General features: G+C 41.9%; 20 protein-coding genes. 15 read left to right on the top strand and 5 right to left on the bottom strand.

Annotated features, from left to right (window positions below):
- The first annotated feature begins 55 nt into the window (after window positions 1-55).
- The 7 genes from G9Q97_RS20085 to G9Q97_RS20055 all read left to right on the top strand — a co-directional run bounded on the left by G9Q97_RS20085 (window position 56) and on the right by G9Q97_RS20055 (window position 8004).
- On the top strand, window positions 56-2506 hold the full coding sequence (locus G9Q97_RS20085; RefSeq protein WP_166150183.1) for an FtsK/SpoIIIE family DNA translocase: 2451 nt from the start codon (window positions 56-58) through the stop codon (window positions 2504-2506).
- Window positions 2507-2525: 19 nt separating this feature from the next.
- A complete protein-coding gene (locus G9Q97_RS20080) occupies window positions 2526-3182 on the top strand; it encodes a LolA family protein (protein ID WP_166150181.1) in 657 nt (218 codons plus the stop codon).
- Between the two features lie 49 nt (window positions 3183-3231).
- Window positions 3232-4047 (top strand): orotidine-5'-phosphate decarboxylase, encoded by an 816-nt coding sequence (gene pyrF / locus G9Q97_RS20075; protein ID WP_166150179.1) that lies wholly within the window; start codon window positions 3232-3234, stop codon window positions 4045-4047.
- A 75-nt stretch (window positions 4048-4122) separates the two neighbouring features.
- Window positions 4123-5427, top strand: a complete 1305-nt coding sequence (locus G9Q97_RS20070) for a DUF2851 family protein (protein WP_166150177.1) — start codon at window positions 4123-4125, stop codon at window positions 5425-5427.
- A 53-nt stretch (window positions 5428-5480) separates the two neighbouring features.
- Window positions 5481-6119 (top strand): acetyltransferase, encoded by a 639-nt coding sequence (locus tag G9Q97_RS20065; protein ID WP_166150175.1) that lies wholly within the window; start codon window positions 5481-5483, stop codon window positions 6117-6119.
- Window positions 6120-6176: 57 nt separating this feature from the next.
- Window positions 6177-7163, top strand: coding sequence for an oxygen-dependent tRNA uridine(34) hydroxylase TrhO (gene trhO / locus G9Q97_RS20060; protein ID WP_166150173.1), 987 nt, complete (start codon window positions 6177-6179; stop codon window positions 7161-7163).
- A complete protein-coding gene (locus G9Q97_RS20055; RefSeq protein WP_166150171.1) occupies window positions 7144-8004 on the top strand; it encodes a nucleoside phosphorylase in 861 nt (286 codons plus the stop codon). The genes trhO and G9Q97_RS20055 overlap by 20 nt, the downstream gene beginning before the upstream one ends.
- A 241-nt stretch (window positions 8005-8245) precedes the next feature.
- Here G9Q97_RS20055 and G9Q97_RS20050 read toward each other — a convergent pair whose 3' ends face one another.
- The 3 genes from G9Q97_RS20050 to G9Q97_RS20040 form a co-directional block, all read right to left on the bottom strand.
- Entirely contained in the window at window positions 8246-10129 is a 1884-nt protein-coding gene (locus G9Q97_RS20050) for an ABC-F family ATP-binding cassette domain-containing protein (RefSeq protein WP_166150169.1), read from the bottom strand.
- Between the two features lie 316 nt (window positions 10130-10445).
- Window positions 10446-10757, bottom strand: coding sequence for a hypothetical protein (locus G9Q97_RS20045; RefSeq protein ID WP_166150167.1), 312 nt, complete (start codon window positions 10755-10757; stop codon window positions 10446-10448).
- A gap of 134 nt (window positions 10758-10891) precedes the next feature.
- Window positions 10892-11083 carry a hypothetical protein gene (locus G9Q97_RS20040; RefSeq protein WP_166150165.1) on the bottom strand — a complete coding sequence of 64 codons (192 nt, stop codon included), beginning with the start codon at window positions 11081-11083 and terminating at the stop codon, window positions 10892-10894.
- 135 nt (window positions 11084-11218) lie between these two features.
- Between G9Q97_RS20040 and G9Q97_RS20035 the strand changes: the two genes are divergently transcribed.
- The 5 genes from G9Q97_RS20035 (at window position 11219) to G9Q97_RS20015 (ending at window position 16876) form a co-directional block, all read left to right on the top strand.
- The gene (locus G9Q97_RS20035; RefSeq protein WP_166150163.1) at window positions 11219-12664 is read left to right on the top strand and encodes a BatD family protein; all 1446 of its coding nucleotides are present in this window, start codon (window positions 11219-11221) and stop codon (window positions 12662-12664) included.
- Between the two features lie 3 nt (window positions 12665-12667).
- Entirely contained in the window at window positions 12668-13744 is a 1077-nt protein-coding gene (gene aroC / locus G9Q97_RS20030; RefSeq protein ID WP_166150161.1) for a chorismate synthase, read from the top strand.
- A gap of 22 nt (window positions 13745-13766) precedes the next feature.
- Entirely contained in the window at window positions 13767-15092 is a 1326-nt protein-coding gene (locus G9Q97_RS20025; RefSeq protein WP_166150159.1) for a dicarboxylate/amino acid:cation symporter, read from the top strand.
- A 98-nt stretch (window positions 15093-15190) separates the two neighbouring features.
- On the top strand, window positions 15191-15772 hold the full coding sequence (locus tag G9Q97_RS20020) for a NifU family protein (RefSeq protein ID WP_166150157.1): 582 nt from the start codon (window positions 15191-15193) through the stop codon (window positions 15770-15772).
- A 24-nt stretch (window positions 15773-15796) separates the two neighbouring features.
- Window positions 15797-16876: a DUF3810 domain-containing protein gene (locus G9Q97_RS20015; protein WP_166150155.1), complete on the top strand. Its 1080-nt coding sequence runs from the start codon at window positions 15797-15799 to the stop codon at window positions 16874-16876.
- 88 nt (window positions 16877-16964) lie between these two features.
- On the opposite strand, the gene G9Q97_RS20010 is transcribed toward G9Q97_RS20015, so the two are convergent.
- On the bottom strand, window positions 16965-18215 hold the full coding sequence (locus G9Q97_RS20010) for a sensor histidine kinase (RefSeq protein WP_166150153.1): 1251 nt from the start codon (window positions 18213-18215) through the stop codon (window positions 16965-16967).
- 89 nt (window positions 18216-18304) lie between these two features.
- Window positions 18305-19954, bottom strand: coding sequence for an adenine deaminase (gene ade, locus G9Q97_RS20005; protein WP_166150151.1), 1650 nt, complete (start codon window positions 19952-19954; stop codon window positions 18305-18307).
- 153 nt (window positions 19955-20107) lie between these two features.
- Here ade and cmk point away from each other — a divergent pair, with 153 nt between their 5' ends.
- The 3 genes from cmk to G9Q97_RS19990 all read left to right on the top strand — a co-directional run bounded on the left by cmk (window position 20108) and on the right by G9Q97_RS19990 (window position 23183).
- Window positions 20108-20785, top strand: coding sequence for a (d)CMP kinase (gene cmk / locus G9Q97_RS20000; protein WP_166150149.1), 678 nt, complete (start codon window positions 20108-20110; stop codon window positions 20783-20785).
- Between the two features lie 4 nt (window positions 20786-20789).
- A complete protein-coding gene (locus G9Q97_RS19995; RefSeq protein ID WP_166150147.1) occupies window positions 20790-21689 on the top strand; it encodes a 4-hydroxy-3-methylbut-2-enyl diphosphate reductase in 900 nt (299 codons plus the stop codon).
- A gap of 132 nt (window positions 21690-21821) precedes the next feature.
- Window positions 21822-23183, top strand: a complete 1362-nt coding sequence (locus G9Q97_RS19990) for a Na(+)-translocating NADH-quinone reductase subunit A (protein ID WP_166150145.1) — start codon at window positions 21822-21824, stop codon at window positions 23181-23183.
- Window positions 23184-23188: the final 5 nt, after the last annotated feature.

The raw sequence follows: 23188 nt of genomic DNA, 5'->3' as shown, positions 1-23188 counted from the left end.
TTATTTCTAAAGCAAGCGTTAAATTACACCCCGATAGTGGAGGAAAGGAATTATCATGGCTGCAAATACGTACAAGAAGAATACTTTTAAAAAGAAAGCTGCACCGGCAAAAGGAAAAGAAAGAACCAAAAGCACAATCAACTGGGCTGTTTTTAAGGACAAGCGATGGGGACTGTCATTTGGTATTTTCTTTATGATGTTTTCCGTATTTATGCTATTGGCCTTTTTGAGCTACCTTTTTGCAGGGCAGGCAGATCAAAGCCTGGTAAGTGATTCGGGAGTTCCATTAAGAACCAAGGCTGGGGAGACCCAAAACCTTTTGGGCTATACAGGAGCAGTAATGTCCCATTACATGATTTATCGTTGGTTTGGACTAGCCGCTTTATTATTTCCACCTTTTTTGTTTTTATGGGGGCTCAGGCTTTCTTTTAAAAATACTTCTGTTTCCTTAACCAGATATGCGGCTTTTTCCTTGTTTTTCCTTGTTTGGTTGGGTTTACTACTGGGCTATTTGGTCCATTTGTTGGATGGGTTTCAGTACCTTGCTTTTTTAAGTGGGGGATTTGGGTATGAACTGGCATTGATCACAGATGAATTTTTGGGTTGGGGTACCTTTATTTTGATTTTTGGATCCTTATTGATCTTTGTGGTTATCTTTTTTAATGTAGATCAGATCCGATGGTTTACATCTGAAGAAAAGGACGCTGCTTCTGAAAAATATGGTAATGAAACTGAAATAGATCCCAGTCCCCTATCGGAAAATGAGGATTCGGAAGATGATTCGGCCATTCAGGATGATGTGGATGATGAAACAGAACTGGGCAGCTGGAAGCTTTCCGATAAAGAAAGTTCGGTGTCTGGAAAAGACAACAGGCAGGAGCCTGCATTTAAGGTGGAGGACCGGACAGAGGAACAATACGATGAGCCTGAGGAAAAAGCCGATGGTTTTTTTGTCCAGGAGCAGAAAGTGGAAGAAAAAACAGCGGATACGGTGGAAAATCTTGACCCTTATGATCCTACACTGGATTTGCCCAGCTACAGGTATCCCACATTGGACCTTCTGAATGAATACGACCAGCAAAAGGTGACAGTTACCCGGCAGGAACTGGAAGAAAACAAAAATAAAATTGTAGAAACGCTGGTAAATTTTAAGATCGGTATTCAGGAGATCAAAGCTACTATTGGGCCAACGGTAACCTTGTATGAAATCATTCCCGACCCTGGAGTGAAAATCAGCAAAATCAAAAACCTAGAAGATGACATTGCGCTTAGCCTGGCAGCACTGGGCATCCGGATCATTGCTCCAATACCGGGAAAGGGAACGATAGGAATAGAAGTTCCCAATAAAAACAGGGAATTGGTCGCAGCACGATCCGTCCTGGGAACGGAAAAGTTTATGAAAAGTGACAAGGACCTGCCTGTAGCCCTTGGCAAAACCATATCCAATGAGGTTTTTGTTGTGGATTTAGCCAAGATGCCGCATTTACTGATGGCAGGGGCCACAGGTCAGGGTAAGTCTGTGGGGCTGAACATGATCCTGGCATCTCTGATCTATAAGAAACACCCCTCTCAGCTCAAATTAATTCTTGTGGATCCGAAAAAAGTGGAACTAACGCTTTTTAATAAAATTGAAAGACATTTTCTAGCCAAACTTCCAAATTCTGAGGAGGCCATCATTACGGATACCAAGAAAGTGATTTATACGCTGAACTCCCTGTGTATAGAAATGGATAACCGGTATGATTTGCTTAAAGATGCCGGATGCCGAAACTTGAAGGAGTACAATTCCAAATTTGTGGCCAGAAAATTAAACCCAGAAAAAGGACATCAGTTTATGCCCTACATCGTATTGGTGATAGATGAGCTGGCTGACCTGATGATGACGGCAGGGAAAGAAATCGAAGGCCCCATTGCCAGGCTGGCCCAATTGGCCAGAGCTATTGGTATTCATTTGGTGTTGGCCACCCAGCGGCCATCTGTCAATGTAATAACAGGAATTATCAAGGCCAATTTTCCGGCAAGACTCTCTTTCAGGGTGACAAGTAAAATTGACAGCCGTACAATTTTGGATGCGGGAGGGGCAGAGCAGCTGATAGGAATGGGTGACATGTTGCTTTCAATGGGTTCGGACGTGATCAGATTACAATGTGCTTTCCTCGATACACCGGAAGTGGATTCCATTTGTGAATGGATAGGAGATCAGCGCGGTTACCCTGATGCCTACCTGCTTCCTGAATTTGTGGGAGAGGACGATGGAGGAATCGGAGAGGTAGACCTATCTGATAGAGACCCTTTATTTGATGATGCAGCAAGATTGATCGTGATGCACCAGCAAGGTAGTACATCACTGATACAGAGGAAACTAAAATTGGGATACAACCGCGCTGGCAGGATTATTGACCAGCTGGAAGCAGCTGGCATAGTCGGAGCTTTTGAAGGAAGTAAAGCCAGAGAGGTTTTGGTTCAGGATGAAAATAGTTTGGAACAATTATTGAACAACCTTTAAAAATATTGATCTAAATAAAATGAAAGGCAAAAAAACGATCATCGCAAGTCTTATTTTCCTTTGCTTTTTTCAGGTATCCTTTGGGCAAAACGACCCAAAAGCCGTCGAAATACTTGATAAAGTAAGTGACAATTACCAAAAATTAAACGGCTTCTCTGCTATATTTGAATACACCTACTCCACAGAGGATGAAGGACTGATACAAACCAATACAGGTGAAGTCACTGTTAAGGGCGAGAAATACCGGCTTACCTTGAATGATCAGGAAATATTTAATAATGGGAATACCGTTTGGACACTGATCAAATCAAGCAAGTACAAAGAAGTCACCATCAATGATGTTGAGGAAGACACTGAAGAACTTACCCCCTCGAACATCTACAGTATTTACAAAAAAGGCTATGAGGCAAAGCTTGAGGGAAGCAGTGTAATGAACGGGGTGCCGGTTCATGAAATCATGCTTACCGCCGAAAAGCCCAATGCCCAATTCGAAAAAATCAAGTTATACGTTGATAAATCAAGATTTGATTTACTGGCATGGGAAATTCAGGATGATGTTGGAGGTACTTTTAAATATACTTTTAAAGACCTGGACAGCAATATCAACATCATGGATGATTATTTTGTATTTAATACCAGTGAAAATCAGGATGTTGAAATCATCGACCTCCGTTAAACAGGTTGATATTATGTTATTTTGAAGTTGTTTTATTTACTTTTGTGCCATGACTTCAAAAGAAATTTTTGCGGAGATCAAAAAGAAACGGTCGTTTTTATGCGTAGGGCTGGATCCTGTGCTGGAAAAGCTTCCAAGGCACCTGCAGAAGGAAAAGGATCCGGTATACGTTTTCAATAAAATCATCATTGATCAGACCATAGACCAGGCGGTGGCCTATAAACCAAATCTGGCCTTTTATGAGGCAATGGGCCCCAAAGGTCTGGATATATTGCAAAAAACCCTGGAATACCTGCCTGCAGATGTCTTTACCATAGCCGACGCCAAAAGGGGGGACATAGGCAATACCTCAAGTCTTTATGCCAGGGCATTTTTTGAGAAAATGAATTTCGATGCCATTACCGTGGCGCCGTATATGGGGGAAGACAGTGTTACTCCTTTTCTGAAGTTCGACGGTAAATGGGTGATTCTATTGGCTTTGACCTCGAATCAGGGAAGTCAGGATTTTCAGATGATAACCGATGAAAAACAAAAACCCCTATTTGTTACTGTATTGGAGAAAAGCAAGGTCTGGGGAAATTCCGAAAACATGATGTATGTGGTTGGTGCCACGCGTGTCAGCCATATACAGACTGTCCGGCAGCTTGTTCCCGATCATTTTTTATTAGTGCCCGGGGTAGGGGCACAGGGCGGCAGCCTGGAGGAAGTGGCAAGGGCGGGAATGAATGCCCAGTGTGGCTTACTGGTCAATTCTTCCAGAGGCATTATTTATGCTTCTTCAGGCGAAGATTTTGGTTTGGCGGCAAAAAAGGAAGCGCAAAGCTTACAGGTTGCTATGGAAGAACTACTGAATACCTACTGTTAAAGAAAATTCTACCGACTCATCTTTGGTTTTTTTATTTTTATAGCTATATTAATAAGGTTTTTCAATGAATTTTTCATGGTTCAATTTCAGGAAGATTTTCTTCACCTGGTGTGGAAATACCAGTATTTTGATAAAAAGGGATTGGAAACCACCTCAGGGATACCTTTGTCTATTCCAAAAATTGGATGGCACAACCAACATGAAGGCCCCGATTTCAAGGAAGCAGAGATAATCTTGGGAGGGATCAAAAATTATGGCCATGTGGAAATTCATTTGAAAGCTTCAGACTGGAAAGCACACCAACACCAAAATGATCCTGCTTACAATAGCGTTGTATTGCATGTGGTTTGGGAACAGGACGAAGAAGTTTACAGGGCAGATGGGACCATTATTCCTACCTTATCCCTGTTTGGGAAGGTTCCACTGGACGTAATCAGAAACTATGAAAAATTGCTTTTTTCCCCTAATAGGCTTTTATGTAGCGAAGCTTTGGTGAAAGTTCCTGACATTTTAAAATTCTCCATGCTGGAAAAAGCCCTGGTGGAAAGATTGCAGGAAAAGAGCAGGATGGTGCTGACTTTATTGGAAGAAAACAAGCAGGATTGGGAAGAGACTGCTTACCAGTGGCTCTTTTACGCCTTTGGTTTCAAAACCAATGCCAATCCCATGCTTAAACTGGCCAAAAGCCTTCCCTATAAATTGATCAAGAAAAATGCAGGTACCCAATCTTTGGTTGAGGCCATGGTTTTTGGTCAGGCGGGAATGATTCCAGCTACCCTGGGTTTGGACCAGGAGTACGAGAAAAAACTGGAGGCTGATTATGATTTCCTTCAAAGGAAATATAACCTGAAAAACGAATTATTCGGATCGGAATGGAAATTCATGAAAGTAAGACCGGGTAATTTTCCTTCATTGCGGCTTGCCCAATTGGCTGCTCTATTGAACAAGACACCAAACTTATTCTCAAATGTGCTGTATGGGCTTGACAATAAACTGGCTTTCAGGGAAGTTTTTGAAATAAAAGTAAGCGAATATTGGCAACAGCATTACCATTTTGGCAAACCCATGAAACATAAATCAAGGGGAGGGTTAAGTTCCGGTATCCTGGATTTGTTGGCCATTAATTATGTGGTGCCGCTGTGGTATGCTTATGGTCAATATTCCGATTTGGGGCACTGGCAGGAAAAATGTTTCAATTTTCTGCAGGAAGTCTCTGAGGAAAAAAACAGGTTGACGGAGATTTATCTGGCGGCCGGCTGGTCTCCCCTAAATGCTTTTGACAGCCAGGGGATGTTAGGCCTGTATCATGGGTATTGCTCCAAAAGAAGGTGTCTTTATTGCAAAATTGGCCAGAACCTGCTCAGGCCTAATCTGAAATGACCTTTGCATGGGATGGTAATTTCAATTAATTTTGCACTTCTAAATCAAAAATCATGGAAAAACCCATCATTATATTTGGGGCTAAGGGAATAGCCCATCCGGCTCTGGAAATTTTTAACAGCCATGATCTGGTGGTCTTTGGTTTTTTGGATGAGGATGAAAGCCTTCACAAAAAGGAAATCAATAACATCACCGTATTGGGAGGTCCCGAGGATGATGGATTTCTTAAATTGATCGGCAAGAAATGCGAAGCATTCGTGGCCATCGATGATGCAAAGTATAGGGAGTCATTGGTGAAAATGCTTAATGAAAAAAGGAAAGTCCAACCTGTAAACGCCCTGCACCGCATGGCCTACATTTCTACAGATGCAGCGATAGGACATGGGAATTTTATCAATGCCAAGGTAACCATCGGGGCAGCAGCCGAGATCGGTAATCATTGTATTTTACATACTAACGCCACCATAGAGCACCAGGCCAGGCTTGGTGATTTCGTGCAGGTCGGAGCAGGGGCAGTGGTGAACTCCGGAGTGACCATAGAGGATGGGGCATTCCTTGGCTCAGGAGTTACGGTAGTAGCAGGGATTAAAATTGGGAAGAATGCCAGAATAGGAGCAGGTTCAGTCGTCATCGCAGATGTAGCTGCCAAACAGACTGTTTTTGGCAATCCTGCCAAGGTCATCGAAAAATAACCAGTAGAAGTATACTATTTATTCAAATAACACCCTGCCTGAAACAGGGCTTAAGTTATGGATTACAACATTTTATTGTATTATTGTTATGCCCAAATCGAGGATTTGGAAGCCTACAGGGATGAACATCACCTGTTTTGCATTGAAAACAATATCAGGGGAAGGATCATCGTCTCTTCTGAGGGCCTAAATGGCACAGTCTCCGGTTTAAAGGAAGACTGTGAAAAATACATGGCCTATGTTAAGGCTGATCCCAGATTCGCAGATACCGAATTTAAAATTGACACCCACCATGAACATGCCTTTGCCAAGATCAATGTTCGGGCAAAGGATGAAATCGTCCATTCCGGTTTGAAACACATCAACCCCAGGGTCAAGACCGGAAAACATCTGGAGCCTGATGAATTTAAAGCCTTGAAAGACCAGGAGGATGTGGTCATCCTTGATGTACGCTCCAACTATGAACATGAATTGGGGCATTTCAAAAATGCAGTGAGGCTGGATATGGATAACTTTCGGGATTTTCCGGAGAAAGTCAGGGAACTGGAGCACCTAAAAGAAAAGAAAGTGCTGACCTATTGCACCGGCGGCATTAAATGCGAAAAGGCCTCTGCTTTCCTGCTTGAACAGGGATTCAAAGATGTGTATCAGCTCCACGGAGGAATCATCAAATACGGAATGGAAGCCGGGGGAGAGGATTTTGAAGGAAAATGTTACGTGTTTGACAATCGCCTTGCTGTAGCGGTCAATCAGGTCAACCCTAAGATTGTATCTAAATGTTTTGTTTGCGGAACAGCTTCAGACCGCATGGTCAACTGCGCCAATCCGGAATGTAACGAGCATGTGCCTATTTGTGAATCTTGTGGTTGGGAAATGGAAGGAGCTTGTTCTGAGGCCTGTAAAGAGCATCCCCAAAAGAGGCCATATAATGGTACCGGTTACTATCAAAAAAACACAAATGGGTACAATCCCTATAAAGGGTTTTATCAAAAACCCGACGCATCTAAAATAAAATCTGTTTTGCATGGTAAAACCCATACCTGAATCGGAACTCCTCATCAATCCTGATGGAAGTATTTACCATTTGAACCTCAAACCCGGGCAAGTGGCAGATACGGTGATTGCTGTAGGAGATCCCGATAGGGTAGGAAAGATTTCCAGGTACTTTGATACCGTGGAGTTAAAGGTTCGCAAAAGGGAGTTTGTTACCCACACTGGAACATTCCAGGGTAAAAGACTGAGTGTCATCAGTACTGGTATGGGTACAGATAATGTGGAGATTTTTATGACCGAACTGGATGCTTTGTTTAATGTGGACTTTGCAACCAGGCTTCCAAAGCCCAATCCGCAAAGACTGACTATTATACGTGTGGGAACCTCCGGAAGCGTGCGTGCCGAAATCCCCGAAGACAGTCTTTTGCTGTCCGATTATGCATTGGGGCTTGATACGCTTATGGCTTTTTATAAGCTTCCCCAAACCGATCTGGAACAGGAGTTATCTTTTCAGGCAAGATCTGGTCTAAAATTGCCATTTATGCCTTATTGCGTACAGGGTTCAGCGGTGGTGAGGACAAAGTTTAGTGAATTGCCTTCAGGTATAACAGTGACTTGTCCGGGTTTTTTTGGACCGCAAGGTAGAAAAGTTAGGTTAAATCCTGTTTTTACTGATATTTTTGATCAATTGGCAAAGATAAATGTCAATGGACTTCAATGCTCCAATTTTGAAATGGAAACAGCAGGATATTATGCCATGGGCAGGCTACTGGGGCATGAAACCATTAGCCTGAATGCCATTATTGCCAACCGAATCACCAAAAACGTTTCAAGTTCCCCAGAGGAGCTAATGGAAAGATTAATTGCCGTTGTTCTGGAAAAAATAGGCTGAAATAAAAAGAAAGCATAAGGCTAAATGTAAGCGATATTTTTACACCAGTGTATTATAAATCAGAATAAGGGATATGTACTGTTTCGTCCTGGACAGGTTTACAATTAATGAAACTCAAATTGTAAAGCTGACTTTGTTATTCAGAATTGGAGATTATTAGACAAAGCAGGTCAAGGAAATAAGAACAACGATTCAGCTGGAGAAGACAATGACTTTTAATTAGTCATCAGGCAGATGGATATCAAGAGATGCCATCCAATTCGCTAAGCTCAAGCCAGCGCATTTCCAGGTCTGCGGTCTTTTTTTCAATGCTTTCTATTTCCATAGACCATTCTATCAGGGTCTGGTGGTTTTCTGTTCCCTCATTGATTTTGTTGATGTAGGACTCCTTTTTTCTTGCCAGGTTTTCCAGGTCCTGAGAAATGGTTTCAAACTCTTTCTTGTCTTTGAAACTGGCTTTATTGGTGTTTTTGTCCTGATCCTTGCTATTGCCGGATTTTTTTTCCTCTGTTTTTTTTGGGGGATTGGGTTTTATGCGTTTTAAATTTTCACGGTAGTCTGTATAATTTCCGGGAAAGTCACTGATTTTCCCCTCACCGTCAAATACAAACAGGTGCTCCACCAGTCTGTCCATAAAATACCTGTCGTGAGAAACGATGACCAGGCAACCCGGGAAATTATCCAAAAAATCTTCCAGGGTATTCAGGGTGACAATATCCAGGTCATTGGTAGGTTCATCGAGGATCAGGAAATTTGGACTTTTTACCAGGACCATAAGGAGTTGGAGTCTCCTTCTTTCCCCCCCACTTAATTTTGAAACAGGGGTATGTTGCTGCTTGGGTGGAAACCCAAATTGATTGAGAAATTGGCTGACGGTAATGGTACTGCCACCCGCTACTGTAACCACTTCTGCCACCTCCTTGACAATATCAATCAAGCGCTTGGTTTCATCGAAACTATCCTCCTCTTGCCTGTAATAGCCAAAAGCGGTGGTTTGACCGATGGTGACCGTGCCTTTATCCGGGGATATCATTCCAGTGAGCATGTTGAGGAAGGTGGTTTTCCCTGCTCCATTGGGGCCTATGATGCCAATTTTATCACCTTTTTTGAAAACATAACTAAAATCATTTATCAAATTCAAATCGCCGTAGGATTTGTGGATTTTTTCGATTTCTACGATCTTTTTGCCCAGGCGTTGGGCAGTAACTTCCAGACTGATATCCCGCTCCTCCGATTTATTGAAAGCTTTTTCTTTGGTTTCCTCAAATGCGTCAACCCTGTATTTGGCTTTGGTACCCCGGGCTTTTGGTTGCCTCCTGATCCAATCAAGCTCTTTTTTGTAAAGACTTTTGGCCTTTTCCTGTTCGGTGGCCTGAGCAGCTTTCCTATCAGCTTTTTTTTCCAGAAAGTATCCGTAATTTCCTGCGTACCGATAAAGGTTTCCTTGCTCCAATTCCAGAATTTGATTGGTTACTTTATCCAGAAAATATCGGTCGTGAGTAACCATTAGCAGGGAAAGGTTGGCTTTTGAAAGATATTCCTCCAGCCATTCGATAGTTTCCAGGTCCAGGTGATTGGTAGGCTCATCCAATAACAAAAGGTCGGGAAAATTTAATATTGCTTTGGCCAGTGCCACGCGTTTTCTTTGCCCTCCGCTGAGTGCTGATACCTGAATGCCGGTATCATGGAGGCCTAATTTACCCAATACTTCATTGATCTGGTATTCAAAATCCCATGCCTGCAGCTGGTCCATTTTTTCGAACAGAGGCTGCAGCTTATCATTGTTTCCGTCTTTTTCTGCCTGCAATAGGGCCTTTTGATAGGCCTGAATTACTTGTATGGTTTCATTGTCCGGATCGTCAAAAATGGTTTGATAGATACTTTTTTCTCCTGAAAAAACAGGGTTTTGGTGCACATAGGCTATCCTGGCTTCCAGGTTGATCACCACTTGCCCTTCGTCAGGGATCTCTTCACCCATGATAATTTTCATCAAAGTTGATTTTCCGGCACCATTAATGCCAACAAGGGCTGTTTTTTGTCCCTGATCTATGCCAAAAGAAATCCTGGAAAAAAGCACGCGCTCCCCAAAGGACTTACTCAAATTTTCTACGGATAGGTGATTCATAAGGCAAAATTACGATGGTATTTCGGATAATTCAATTTTTGCGGTCAGCCCGCACATGATTTTATTCCTTAGTGGCAACATGGATTGGATCAGGTGGAAAAATAACAGGTGGCGAATGTACAAATCTTGAGTGTTTAACCAATGCTAACTTCCAAACCCCGTGAACTTTTCTGTTTGGATTAATCGCCTACTGCCAGATCCAATAAAAAAATTTATGCCTCGGGTCTTACATCAAAAATTTCAGGGTTTAAAAGAAATCTATACAGATTTTAAATAATTAAGTGAAAATTGGTTTCCCGGAGCTTCACTTTGCGGATTATTTCAATAGCTCATTGATGGCATTAATTAAAGAACGGACGCTTTGTTTAAGATGAAAGAATGATTCTTCAAGGAAAGGTTTCGCATTTCCTCTATTGCTTTTGTATTTTTCTTCGAACTTTGCCTTTTTTTCATGGAGTTCTTTTTCGAGCTTTTCTTTGTTCTTGCGCAGTTCCTTAATTTTCTTCTCGATCTCTTCGCTGGCTTCTCCGGTTGCCTTTGTGCCTTTTTCGATCAGTACTTCGATTTTGCTACCGATTTCCTGAAGCATTTTTTCAATCTCTTCAAATCCTGATTTTTTCTTTTCCATGTCTTTTTTCTTTATTACGTTAAAAGTAACTAAAATTCTGTACAAAACATCAGAAAAAATGAAGCCGGGGGCGTAATGAAGGATAGTATCGGGCAAAAAAATGCCCCAGTTTTCCGGGGCATAAGATAGATGGTTTAACCGGCCAGTTTGATAAAGTATTTGTTCAAAATGGGCTCGTATAATTTGGAAAATGTCTTATAACACCAAACCCTGAACTCTTCCAGTTCTGCGGGAACCAGAAGGTTCAGTCCCTTGCGTAACTCCTTTTCAAAGAGTTTGCTGTCAAAACTTACCTTCAATAAAATAGTTTTAACATATTCCATCATGGGTCATGTTATTTTAAGTTAGTTTTAGGAAAAAGAATACTATTATTACTCCATACGGTAATAGATTTGATTTGTTACGTATAAAATATACTTGTTTATTTGCAGTTATATTTAAAGATAATACAATCATCTTATATGTGTTTAACGACGAAGCATTTTCTTTTCGTATTTCTCCTGGGCCTTTTTTCCAGTCAGGCGATGGCTCAGGATATCAAAATTGAATTGGGAGAAAGTGAAGTTGCATTGAATGAAACTTTTACCATAAAAGTAACGGTCTCCGGGGAAAAAATACGGTCTTATGATCAGTTACCCGATATTCCAGGATTTCAGAAGCAGGGAGTTTCCCAAAGCTCATCCATGAATATCATCAATGGCCAAATGAGCAGTACCAATAGTATCATCCAATATTATAAACCCTTGAGAAAGGGCCAATTCACGGTGCCTGACTTTACACTTTCTGTAAATGGGGAAGCTGTATCGACTCCCGGAAAGACCATCTCTGTAATAGATGCACGGGCCAGTACCAGAAACAACCGTGCCTTAGACCCTTTGGATGATCTTTTTGGGAGAAGGGATGCCGAAGAGCCAGAGTATGTAGAGGTGGAGGATGATGCGTTCTTTTCCCTTTCGGTAGACAAAGAGGAAGTCTTTGTCGGAGAAGGGTTTAATGTAAGTCTTGCTTTTTATATGTCTGAAGCCAATCAGGCTCCTTTCAATTTTCATGAGCCTGGAAAACAGCTTGAGCGGATTATCAATGAGATCAAACCGGGAAATGCCTGGGAAGAGAATTTTAACATCACCAGTATTCAACCGGAGAAAGTGGAATTTGGAGGAAAAATATGGACCAAATATAAGGTTTACGAAGCAAGTTTTTTTCCCTTTAATTCTGGAACCGTTGATTTTCCTCAGGTGGGCTGGGAAATGATCAAATACAGATTGGCAAAAAACCCAAGTTTTTTTGGAAGTAACCGCCTTCAGGATTTTAAAACCTTCTACTCACAGCCCAAATCCATAAAGGTCAAACCGCTCCCCCCACACCCCCTGAAAAATGAGGTGAGTGTAGGCAACTACCGACTGAGGGAAAGTTTTGAAGAACTTGAGGCACGGACCGGAGAAGGATTTACCTATGATTTTACCATTTTGGGTGAGGGGAATATCAGTTCCATTCGCCCACCGGTTGTAAAAAGAGGACAAAAACTCAACACTTTTGATCCAAATGAACAAGTGCAGATCAACAGGGGAAGGGGAAAAGTGACAGGTATGAAAGAGTTCAGTTATTTTATGACATTAAATGAACAGGAAAGGGTGGCTTTGAAAGATCATTTTGAATGGATTTATTTTAATCCGGATTTGGCCCAATACGACACCTTGCAACCAAAGGCGGTAGTCAATGTCACTGGGGAGAGCAGGATAAATCAGGCCATCTCTTCTTCACGTTTGGGAGGATTGTATGATCTGATAGAAGTTGAGGACAATAAGCTTTTAAACCAGGGATTTAAATATTATTTTTCCATCCTGATAAATGTTTTGCTCTTCATGGCACTGATTTTATTGGGATTTTTGATTATAAAGAAAAATTAGTTCATGCGCAATACATTTGGTAATGTTTTCACTATCACCACCTTTGGTGAATCTCATGGTAAGGGGCTTGGCGTCATCATAGATGGTTGTCCGGCAGGAATAGCCATATCGGAAGAATTTATCAGAAAGGAGCTTCAACGCAGGAAGCCCGGACAATCAAAAATTACCACCCAGCGAAAGGAAGAAGATGAATTTGAAATCCTTTCCGGTGTGTTTGAGGGCCAAAGTACAGGTACGCCAATAGCTATAGTCATCTACAATACCGATCAAAAAAGCAAGGATTATTCGCATATTGCGGATAAATTCCGTCCCTCTCATGCAGATTTTACTTACCATGAAAAATATGGAGTTCGGGATTACCGTGGGGGCGGGAGGAGTAGTGCCAGGGAAACTGCCGCAAGGGTGGCTGCCGGGGCTGTTGCAAAATTAATGCTTGCCCAATATGGCATTACCATCAATGCTTACGTAAGCCAGGCAGGTCACATTCGCCTTGAAAAGCCCTATGCTGAATTGGATTTTGGCCAAATTGAATCCAACATGGTTCGCTGTCCTGATTCAACCACGGCCGAGCAGATGATTGCCTTGATAGATGAGACCCGAAAAAACCGGGATACCATCGGTGGTGTGGTTAGCTGTGTGGCTCAGGGGGTACCTGCAGCATTGGGTGAACCGGTTTTTGATCGTTTACATGCTGTATTAGGTCATGCCATGCTTAGTATCAACGCGGTTAAGGGATTTGAATATGGAAGTGGTTTTGAAGGGGTGAGCATGAAGGGATCAGAGCATAACGATGTTTTTTACAAAGAAGAAGGCAAAATAAAAACAAAAACGAACCATTCCGGCGGTATCCAGGGCGGTATTTCCAATGGAGAAGATATTTATTTTCGGGTAGCTTTTAAGCCTGTTGCCACCATCATGCAGGATCAGGAAAGCATCAATTCCGAGGGAGAAGCTACTACCGTCACTGGCAAAGGCCGCCACGACCCCTGTGTGGTGCCAAGGGCAGTGCCCATCGTCGAAGCCATGTGCGCTTTGGTACTAGCAGATTTTATCCTGTTGAATCGTTCCAGCAAAATATAACCACCACAACCACTAATCACACATGAAAAAAAGAATACCCCTTCACACCCAAATTATCATCGGCCTGGTCCTGGGACTAATGGTAGGCCTGGGAGTAGTCAAATTGGGAATTTCGCCGGATTTTACCTTAAATTATATCAAACCTGTAGGGACCATTTTCATTAACGGACTGAAAATGATAGCTGTACCGCTGGTACTGGCGTCCCTGATTGTAGGGGTCTCTAACTTAGGTGACATCACCAAACTCAGCCGTATCGGTGGGAAAACCATTCTTACTTATATTTTTACCACCGCTCTTTCCGTGACCATAGGTTTAGTGATCGTAAATATTTTCAATCCGGGTAAAAGTTTGCCTACAGATACCAGGGACAACCTGATGAGTTTGTATGATGAAACTGCGGATAGTAAATCCCTTCAAGCCGAAGAATTAAAGCAACAAAGTCCCTTGCAGCCTTTGGTGGACATGGTGCCTGAAAATGTTTTCCTGGCAGCTACAGATAATGCCAGCATGCTGCAGGTCGTTTTTTTTGCCATTATTGTCGGCATTGCACTGATTCAGATTCCCAAGAGTAAGGCAGAACCTGTAATTGCTTTTTTTGAAGGGTTGAATGATGTCATAATCAAGATTGTCGGGTTCATCATGATACTTGCACCATATGGTGTTTTTGCCCTGATGGCTTCCCTCATAGTAGAAATAACGGGTGATAATCCGGATTCTGCCCTGGAATTACTCCTAGCGTTGCTAAAGTACAGCCTGGTAGTTTTGGGAGGCCTGTTTTTTATGATTCTATTCATTTACCCCATGATCCTGAAACTTTTCACTAAAGTCAAGTACCTGGATTTTTTCAAAGCCATCAGACCAGCGCAATTACTTGCATTCACGACCAGCTCCAGTTCTGCCACTCTTCCTGTTACCATGAAGCAGGTAGAAGAGGAGATTGGTGTTTCTGAAGAGGTAAGTAGTTTTGTCTTGCCTCTGGGTGCTACCATTAATATGGACGGCACAAGCCTCTATCAGGGAGTGGCAGCAGTATTTATTGCCCAGGCCCTGGGAATGGACTTGACTTTAAGTCAGCAGTTGTTGATCGTGATGACCGCTACACTTGCCTCAATTGGAACGGCAGGGGTACCTGGCGCGGGAATAATCATGCTGATTATTGTTTTGGAGTCCATAGGCGTACCAGCAGCAGGGATTGCTTTGATACTCGCCCCTGATCGTATTTTGGATATGTTCAGGACAATTGTAAATGTAACAGGAGATGCAATGGTATGCACCGTGGTCGCCTCTACTGAGGGGGAATTGCCAGAAGGTCTGGTGCGCAAAGCAAACCCATTGACGGCATCCTGAAAATCAATAATCGGGGGAAATATACCTTTTCCGAACCATCATTGATTCCCTGGCGTTTCAGTGGTAGAAAAATATAGCGTACTTAAATATTGTGATCAATGTTAGAAGCAGAGAAAAAGCCGGTTCATCTTTACATGGAAGCCAACCCCAATCCCAATTCTTTAAAGTTTGTTGCCAATTTCATGTTGGCAGATGATGGGGTGAGTTTTGATTTCCCGGATGAAAAAAGTGCAGAGAATGCACCTTTGGCCAAAGAGCTATTCAATTTTGCAGCTGTAGAAAGGGTATTTATCGCCTCCAATTTCGTTACTGTAACAAAAAAAGCCGATATACCATGGGAAACCATTCAAGATCATATCCGAAATCATATCAAGGAGTTTTTATCTTCCGGGAAGCAGCCTGTAACAACTCAATTTGAGCAAGATCCACTTTTCGATGAAAATGATAGCGAAACGGTAAAAAAAATCAAAGGCATCCTGGATGAATACATTCGACCTGCCGTGGAACAAGATGGTGGCGCCATTGTCTTTCATAGTTTTCAGGATGGTATCGTTAAGGTGTTGCTGCAGGGCGCTTGTTCAGGCTGCCCATCAAGTACCATTACCTTAAAAGCAGGAATTGAAAACTTACTCACCGGAATGTTGGAAGAGGTTAAAGGTGTGGAAGCCGAAGGAGTGTAGTTTTAGCTTTTCATTAGCAGATCAATGGTCCTTGGAAGGTGGATTGGAGGGATTTTGGGGCTATTTTCAGTCCTTATAAGAATTGTTTCGGAAAACTACCCCGGCTTCACGGAAGTATGGTATGCCAGGGGCCTTTATCCTGCCATTAGGGGAATACTTGATTATTCCATTACGCTTCTTCCTATTCCAGCATTTTACCTGCTGCTAGCAGGGCTGCTCTGGCTGGGATGGTTTTTTTTAAAAGGATTAATCAAAGAAATCAAGGGTTTCAGGTCGAGATTGTATTTTTGCTTCAGGAGCTTGATAAACTTTTCCGGTTGGATCGTATTTTTTTTCCTTTTTCTCTGGGGCTATAATTATTACAGGATCCCGCTTTACCAGCATTTATCCTTGCAGCCAGCACCATTGAACACGGAATTGTTGCTACAGGAAATGGAAGCTACCCAGGCAGGTCTGTTTCACCTTAGAGGACTCATTCAACAGGATACCGATACCATTGTCAATTTTTGGGATTTTAAGGATCACAGGGAATTGCTTAGAAGAGAAATGAAAATCATTTTGTCAGATATGGGCTATTCCTGGCGGGGACTGCCGACGGTGAAACAGTTTTTTCCTTCAGGAATGATGAGAAGAATGGGTATTTTCGGTATTTATTTCCCTTTTACAGGTGAAGGCTATCTTGATCCTTCCTTACATCCATTGGAAAAAAGCTTTACACTTGCCCATGAATTGGCTCATGGTTTTGGGATAACAGATGAGGGAGAAGCCAACTTCATCGCCTGGCTGGTTTGTGCTGAAAGCAGTGACCCTTTTCTGAAATATGCAGGAGAACTCAAACTTTTCAGGTACCAGTTGAACGATTTGCATAGAATGGACCGGGAATCGTACAGTCAGTTTACAGAAAATATTCCCATTGCCATTAAATCGGATATAGTGGAAATCCAAAAAGCCAATCTGAAAATCAGGCCTTATTTTCTTGAATTAAGCCGGAAATCTAACGATTTGTACCTGAAATCTCAGGGGATTAAAGCAGGGGTAAAGAGTTATGCCCAACTCCCCATGCTGGCTTTTGCATGGAGATCTAAATCCGGAAATTCCTTTTAAAGCGGAAATAGCCCCTGGGAATCTTCCTGTAGCCTTTCCCCTCCGCAGAGAAAGCTTATACCCGACCCAGGGTAAAAGACCTATTATATTAAGCCAACCCGTCAGGAAAAGTCAAAATAAAAACTGAACCATTCCCTTCCACACTTTTTACGTCTATTTTACCTCCTAGCCTGTGTGCATTCTGAAAGCAAAGGTGTAATCCCATTCCAGTACCTTTTTCCTGCTCTGTTCCATAAGTGGATTTGATGTCCTGATCAAATATCTTTTTCTGGCGTTCTTCAGAAATACCTACTCCATCATCCTGAATGGAAATGCTCACTGATTTGCCTTTGGCATTTATTTCAACCTTTACTTTACCCCCTATCGGTGTAAATTTAATGGCATTTTGCACAAGGTTCCTGTAAATAAGCAGTAGTCGGTCCGTTTCAATTTTAACCAAAGGGTTTTTTTTGTACTCCAGGAGAAGCGCTATTTGTTTTTGCTTGGCCATTACTTTAAAAATCTCTGTTGTATCTTCAATCAGAGCTTTTAATTTGATTTCCTTGACCCTTACGGTTTTGTTTTTTAGTTCGAATGAAGACCAATCCAGGATATTTTCCATCATATTATAGGTCCTGCTGGTTATTTTTGACAATTCTTCGTGAAGAAACGCAACCTCTTCGGGAGGCAGATCTCCGTTTTTCATCAGCTCCATGGTCTGCATGATGGATTGAAGTGGGTTTTTTAGGTCATGTGAAATAATGGTGATGATTTTATCTTTTTGGGCACTGGTCTTACTTAAACTTCGGTTCAGCTGCATCAATTCATTGGTTTTTTCTTTTACCTTGTTTTTCTGAACCCGGTAAAATTTTTTTAATGTCAGCACCAAAAAAGTGATTCCTGCCAGGCAGGCAGCATAAGTGAGCGTGTGGTCCACAAAAATAATATCCTTGCTGTTATACATCTTTGGTATCCACACTTCATGAAATACACCTATATAATAAAGGATAAAAAAGAAAGTTCCATTGACCAGGGTCCAGAAAACATAGCCACCATGAGTGGATACACTGAGAATGACAAGGTGGGAAAGAAGAAAAATGTAAAAAATGGGACCCTGAATACCATCATTATAAAAAAAGCTAATTGCCAAAATAGGATAAATGGACAGCCCGAAAATATAATAGGCCAATTTGTATTTATTTTTTTTTCTTAGCAGGTTAAAGCAAACCAAAAGTCCTGCAATCACGAATAGCGTCAGCCCGATTAAAACAAAATTTCCAATAATCAGATTGAAAAAAGCCATGGCAATCATGAAGAAAAAAACAATAACCAGCGTGGCATTGAATATTTGTTTCTCCATGACCGGGTTCTTTTCCCAGTAGAACAAATGCTTAGCGTATGTCTTTATGTTTTTCCAAAAATTCACTTTCCACCTTTAAGGTTAGGTTTCTACGCTTCCTTCTTTTTTTCGAAAACGGAAATAAATTCAAACATTTCGCCATCAAAAAGACCCTGATCGCTTATTTTAATCTGAGGGATGACCAATAATGCCATAAAACTTAACGACATGAATGGAGATTGAAGTGAAGATCCCAAGGTTTTGGCCATTTTATCCAACAGGGTGTATTGTTCCGCTACTTTAAAAGCATCCTGATGGCTCATCAGGCCTGCTACAGGCAAGGGTAGCACACTTTCCTTTTCATTTGTAACTGCGGATAATCCTCCCTGATGGGTAATGATAAGGTTAGCTGCTTGTATCATGGCTTCATCGGTACAGCCCACAACAATGATATTATGGGAATCGTGGGCTACGGAGGAAGCGATGGCGCCTTCTTTTAACCCAAAACCTTTCACCAATGCTACCTGAGGCTTACTGTTAATGGCATACCGGTTGATCACGGCAATTTTTAAAATATCTTTTTCTGGATCTGAGATCACTTTTCCTCCCTTAGCACTCACTTCTGCCTCAATGGTTTTTGTAATCAGCTGCCGGTCGAGTACCTGTATGATTTTTGCCGGGCCTTCTTCTTTAATTAAATCAAAGACATTCCCTGAAAGGGGCTTTGCCTTGAAATGGTTGATGGGAATGCAGCTTACACTTAAAATTTCGGATATCCCATTATTGGCGACCATTTGCCCATTGATGTAGGTTTGCCTGGGAATAAAATCAACCAGGTTGTCTACCACAATAAAATCGGCCGGATCACCATCCCTACACAAGCCTACATCTAATCCATAATGTGCTACTGGTGTGATGCAGGCAGCCCTCAGCACGTCAAACATGTCCTTTCCCAATGCCACTGCCCTGGCCACAAGTTGATTGATATGGCCATCCAATAAGCTGTCGGGATGTTTGTCATCTGAGCAAAACATCAATTGTTTAGGGGTTTCATCCATTAAGTCAATCAAGGCATCAAAATTTTTTGCCGCACTGCCTTCGCGGATGGCTACTTTCATGCCATAGCTGATTTTGTCTCTCGCTTCTTCTATCGTAAAACATTCATGGTCAGTGGATATCCCTGCTGCCGCATATTTTGCCGCATTTTCCCCCATTAGGCCTGGTGCATGACCGTCGACGGGTTTTCCATATTTTATTGCCAGCTTTATTTTTTCTTTCACCAAAGCATCCCCTGAGAGCACTCCCGGCCAGTTCATCATTTCTGCCAGATAAAGCAGGTTTTTCTCCCGGAACAGTTGATCAATTTCGTCTGGGCTGATAGCTGCACCTGCGGTTTCAAAAGGTGTGGCAGGAACGCAGGAAGGTGCACCAAAAAAAAATTTAAACGGCGTATCATTGCCATTGTCAATCATAAAACTTATTCCATCCATGCCACAGACATTGGCAATTTCGTGGGGGTCAGAGACAGCGGCTACGGTGCCATGCAAAACTGCCAATCTGGCAAACTCCGAAGGAACAAGTAATGAAGATTCAATATGCACATGAGCATCTACAAAGCCCGGAAGCAGGTATTGTTCGGGAGCGTCAGCAATTCTCTTTATGGCTTTGATTTTTTTGCCGCTTACTTGTATTTCAGCGGGATAAATGTCTTGGTTCTGAATATCTACAAAATGTCCTGTTACACTGAAAGCTGTCGTCATTCTATTGTGAAAAGTTAAAATAATGCTTATGCTGCTGTTTCCTTTACCTGAGTCGTATAAATACCAATACAAAACAGGTCTGCTGCCCAGAATAGTCATAAATATACTATATTTGCATTTGAAAAGGAAAGCAGTTAACAACTCATTTTTTTGATGAAGAGAATAATTATTGCCATTGACGGTTATTCCGGGTGTGGAAAGAGTACCACGGCCAAAGCAGTAGCCAGGGCTTTAGGATATACCTATCTGGATTCAGGTGCCATGTATAGGGCGGTTACTTTGTTTTTTATAGAAAATTACATTAACCCGGATATTCCAAAAGATGTAAGCAAGGGTTTGCAAGAACTTGATATCTCATTTCATCAGGATGCTTCAAGCGGAGTCCAACAAGTTTACCTTAACGGTGTTAATGTAGAAGCCGAAATCAGAGGAATGCAGGTGTCTTCCAGGGTTAGTGAAATCAGTAAATTAGAAGAAGTCAGAAGAGCCATGGTTGAAAAACAAAGGAAACTGGGAAAAAAGAAGGGAATTGTGATGGATGGCAGGGATATTGGTACAGTTGTATTTCCAAAAGCCGAATTAAAAGTATTTATGAGAGCGGATACAGGCATAAGAGCAGCCCGAAGGCAAAAAGAGCTTTTGGAAAAGGGAGAAATGCTTAGTTTGGATAAAGTAAAAGAAAATCTTGAAAACAGAGATGCCATAGATACTACAAGGGCTATAAGTCCGCTAGTTAAAGCGGACGATGCAATAGAATTGGATACCAGTTATCTGGATTTTGAAGAGCAGGTTTCCAGGATAATAGAATTGGCTAAAGAGAGAATGAATTGAATTTATGGAAGTTACAATAGATAAGAATTCGGGATATTGTTTTGGTGTGGAATATGCCATTAAAATGGCTGAAGATGAAATGGCTGATAATCAAAAGCTCTATTGTCTTGGGGATATCGTCCATAATGACATGGAGGTGAGGAGGTTAAGTGATAAGGGTTTGGTGGTGATTGACCGGGAAGATTTGCAGTGCCTGCGTGATTGCAAGGTATTGATCCGTGCCCACGGTGAGCCTCCTGAAACTTATCGTACAGCGATAAAGAACAATATTGAGTTGATTGATGCCTCCTGTCCGGTAGTTTTGAAACTGCAGCACAGGGTAAAGACTGCCTTTGATAAAATGGAAAAACAGGAGGGCCAAATTGTGATTTACGGTAAAAAAGGGCATGCCGAAGTAATTGGTCTTACAGGACAGACACTGGAGAAAGCCATTATTGTAATGGAGGATAAAGACCTGGATCAAATTGATTTTTCCAGGCCGGTTACCCTGTTCAGCCAGACAACCAAGAGTACCAGAGGGTTTTATGAACTAAAGGAAAAGATTGAAGAAAGGATTAGATCAGAAAAGGGGAGCCTGGAAGAGATGGATTTCAACGCCAACGATTCTATATGCAGGCAAGTTTCAAACAGGGAGCCTCAATTATTGAAATTTTCCGAAGAAAAAGACGTCATCTTTTTTGTTTCCGGCAAGAAAAGTTCAAATGGAAAAGCTTTGTTTCAGGTATGCAAAGGAGTGAATCCTAGAAGCTATTTTGTCGAAAATGAGCAGGATATAAATCCGGACTGGGTACGCCCCGAAGATAGTGTTGGAATATGCGGTGCCACTTCCACTCCCATGTGGTTGATGGAACAGGTAAAAGAATACCTTCTTTCCATGGATGAAAACCCCATAGAAGCAGGATAATAAAATCAAGGCTCTACCAAAGGCTTTTGATGATAATTTGGCAAATAATCGCAGATTTAGCTTCTTAAAACTAATGTAATTTATTAGATTTGAGGCGTTTTTCATAGGACCATATAGTTTCAAAAATCAAATATGTCAAAACAAATCAAGCTTAAGAAAGGGTTTGATATTCGCCTGGTAGGGAAAGCCGAGAAAAAAATTGGCAACTTCCCACCTGTCAAAACCTTTGCCATCAAGCCTACAGATTTCATCGGAATGCAAAGACCAAAGGTCCTTGTAAAGGAAGGTGATTCGGTGAAGGCAGGCACCCCCATATTATTTGACAAGAAAATGGAAAAAGTGCAATACGTTGCACCTGTATCCGGAGAAATTGTTGAAATCAAACGTGGAGAAAAAAGGAAACTGCTTGAAATCAAAATTCTTGCTGATACCGAGATCGATTTTGAAAGTTTCGAAAAATTTACCGAAGCCGACATTCAGGCAGCTAGCCGGGAAAAGATTGTAGATCATCTGGCTGTCACTGGTGTATGGCCCCAACTAATTCAGCGCCCCTACGGCATCGTAGCCAATCCTGAGGAGGAGCCGAAAGCCATTTTTATCTCTGGATTTGATACCCATCCCCTGGCACCTGACTATGATTTTTTGCTTAAGGGCCAGTCTAACTATTTCCAGTTGGGCATCAATGTGCTGCAAAAGCTAACCAAGGGAAAAGTCAACCTGGGTTTATCCGCCGATCATAAATCAGAAGAGCTGTCCAATATTAAGGGAACCGAAATCAACCATTTTTCGGGTCCTCATCCTTCAGGGAATGTTGGCGTACATATCCACCACATTTCTCCGATCAACAAAGGTGAAGTAGTATGGACCATCAATCCTTACGGTGTGGTACAGATAGGTAAATTATTCGCCAATGGAATTTATGATGCTTCCAAGCTCATTGCCATTACAGGTTCGGAAACCAAATCACCACTTTATGCACAGACCTATACTGGAAGCTGTGTGGATAGTTTTGTTGCAGGGAATACAAAGACAGAAAAGGTCAGGGTGATTTCCGGCAATGTACTAACCGGAGAAAAAATTAACCGGGACGGGTATGTTGGTTTTTATCAGCATCAGATAACCATTATTCCTGAAGGGGATTATTATGAGTTTCTGGGTTGGATGAAACCTACTGCCGAAAAACTGAGTTACCATAAAGCACTTGGGTTGCTTTCTTTTCTATTCCCTAAAAAGGAATATGCCTTGGATTCCAATGCCAGGGGTGAAGAAAGGGCATTTGTCCAGACTGGTGTATTCGAAAGTGTTACTCCAATGGACATTTATCCGGTATATTTGTTAAAGGCCATCATGGCTGAAGATTTTGATGAAATGGAGGAGTTGGGTATTTATGAAGTGGTTGAAGAAGATCTGGCCCTTTGTGAATTTGTGGATGTTTCAAAACACCCTGTCCAGGAAATAGTTAGGAAAGGTATAGAACTTATTCAATACAGTTAGACAAT

The sequence above is a fragment of the Cyclobacterium plantarum genome, from assembly GCF_011290685.1.
GTDB lineage: Bacteria > Bacteroidota > Bacteroidia > Cytophagales > Cyclobacteriaceae > Cyclobacterium > Cyclobacterium plantarum.
Note: the sequence above shows the minus strand (reverse complement) of the source record. Positions and strands in the feature narration are given on the sequence as shown.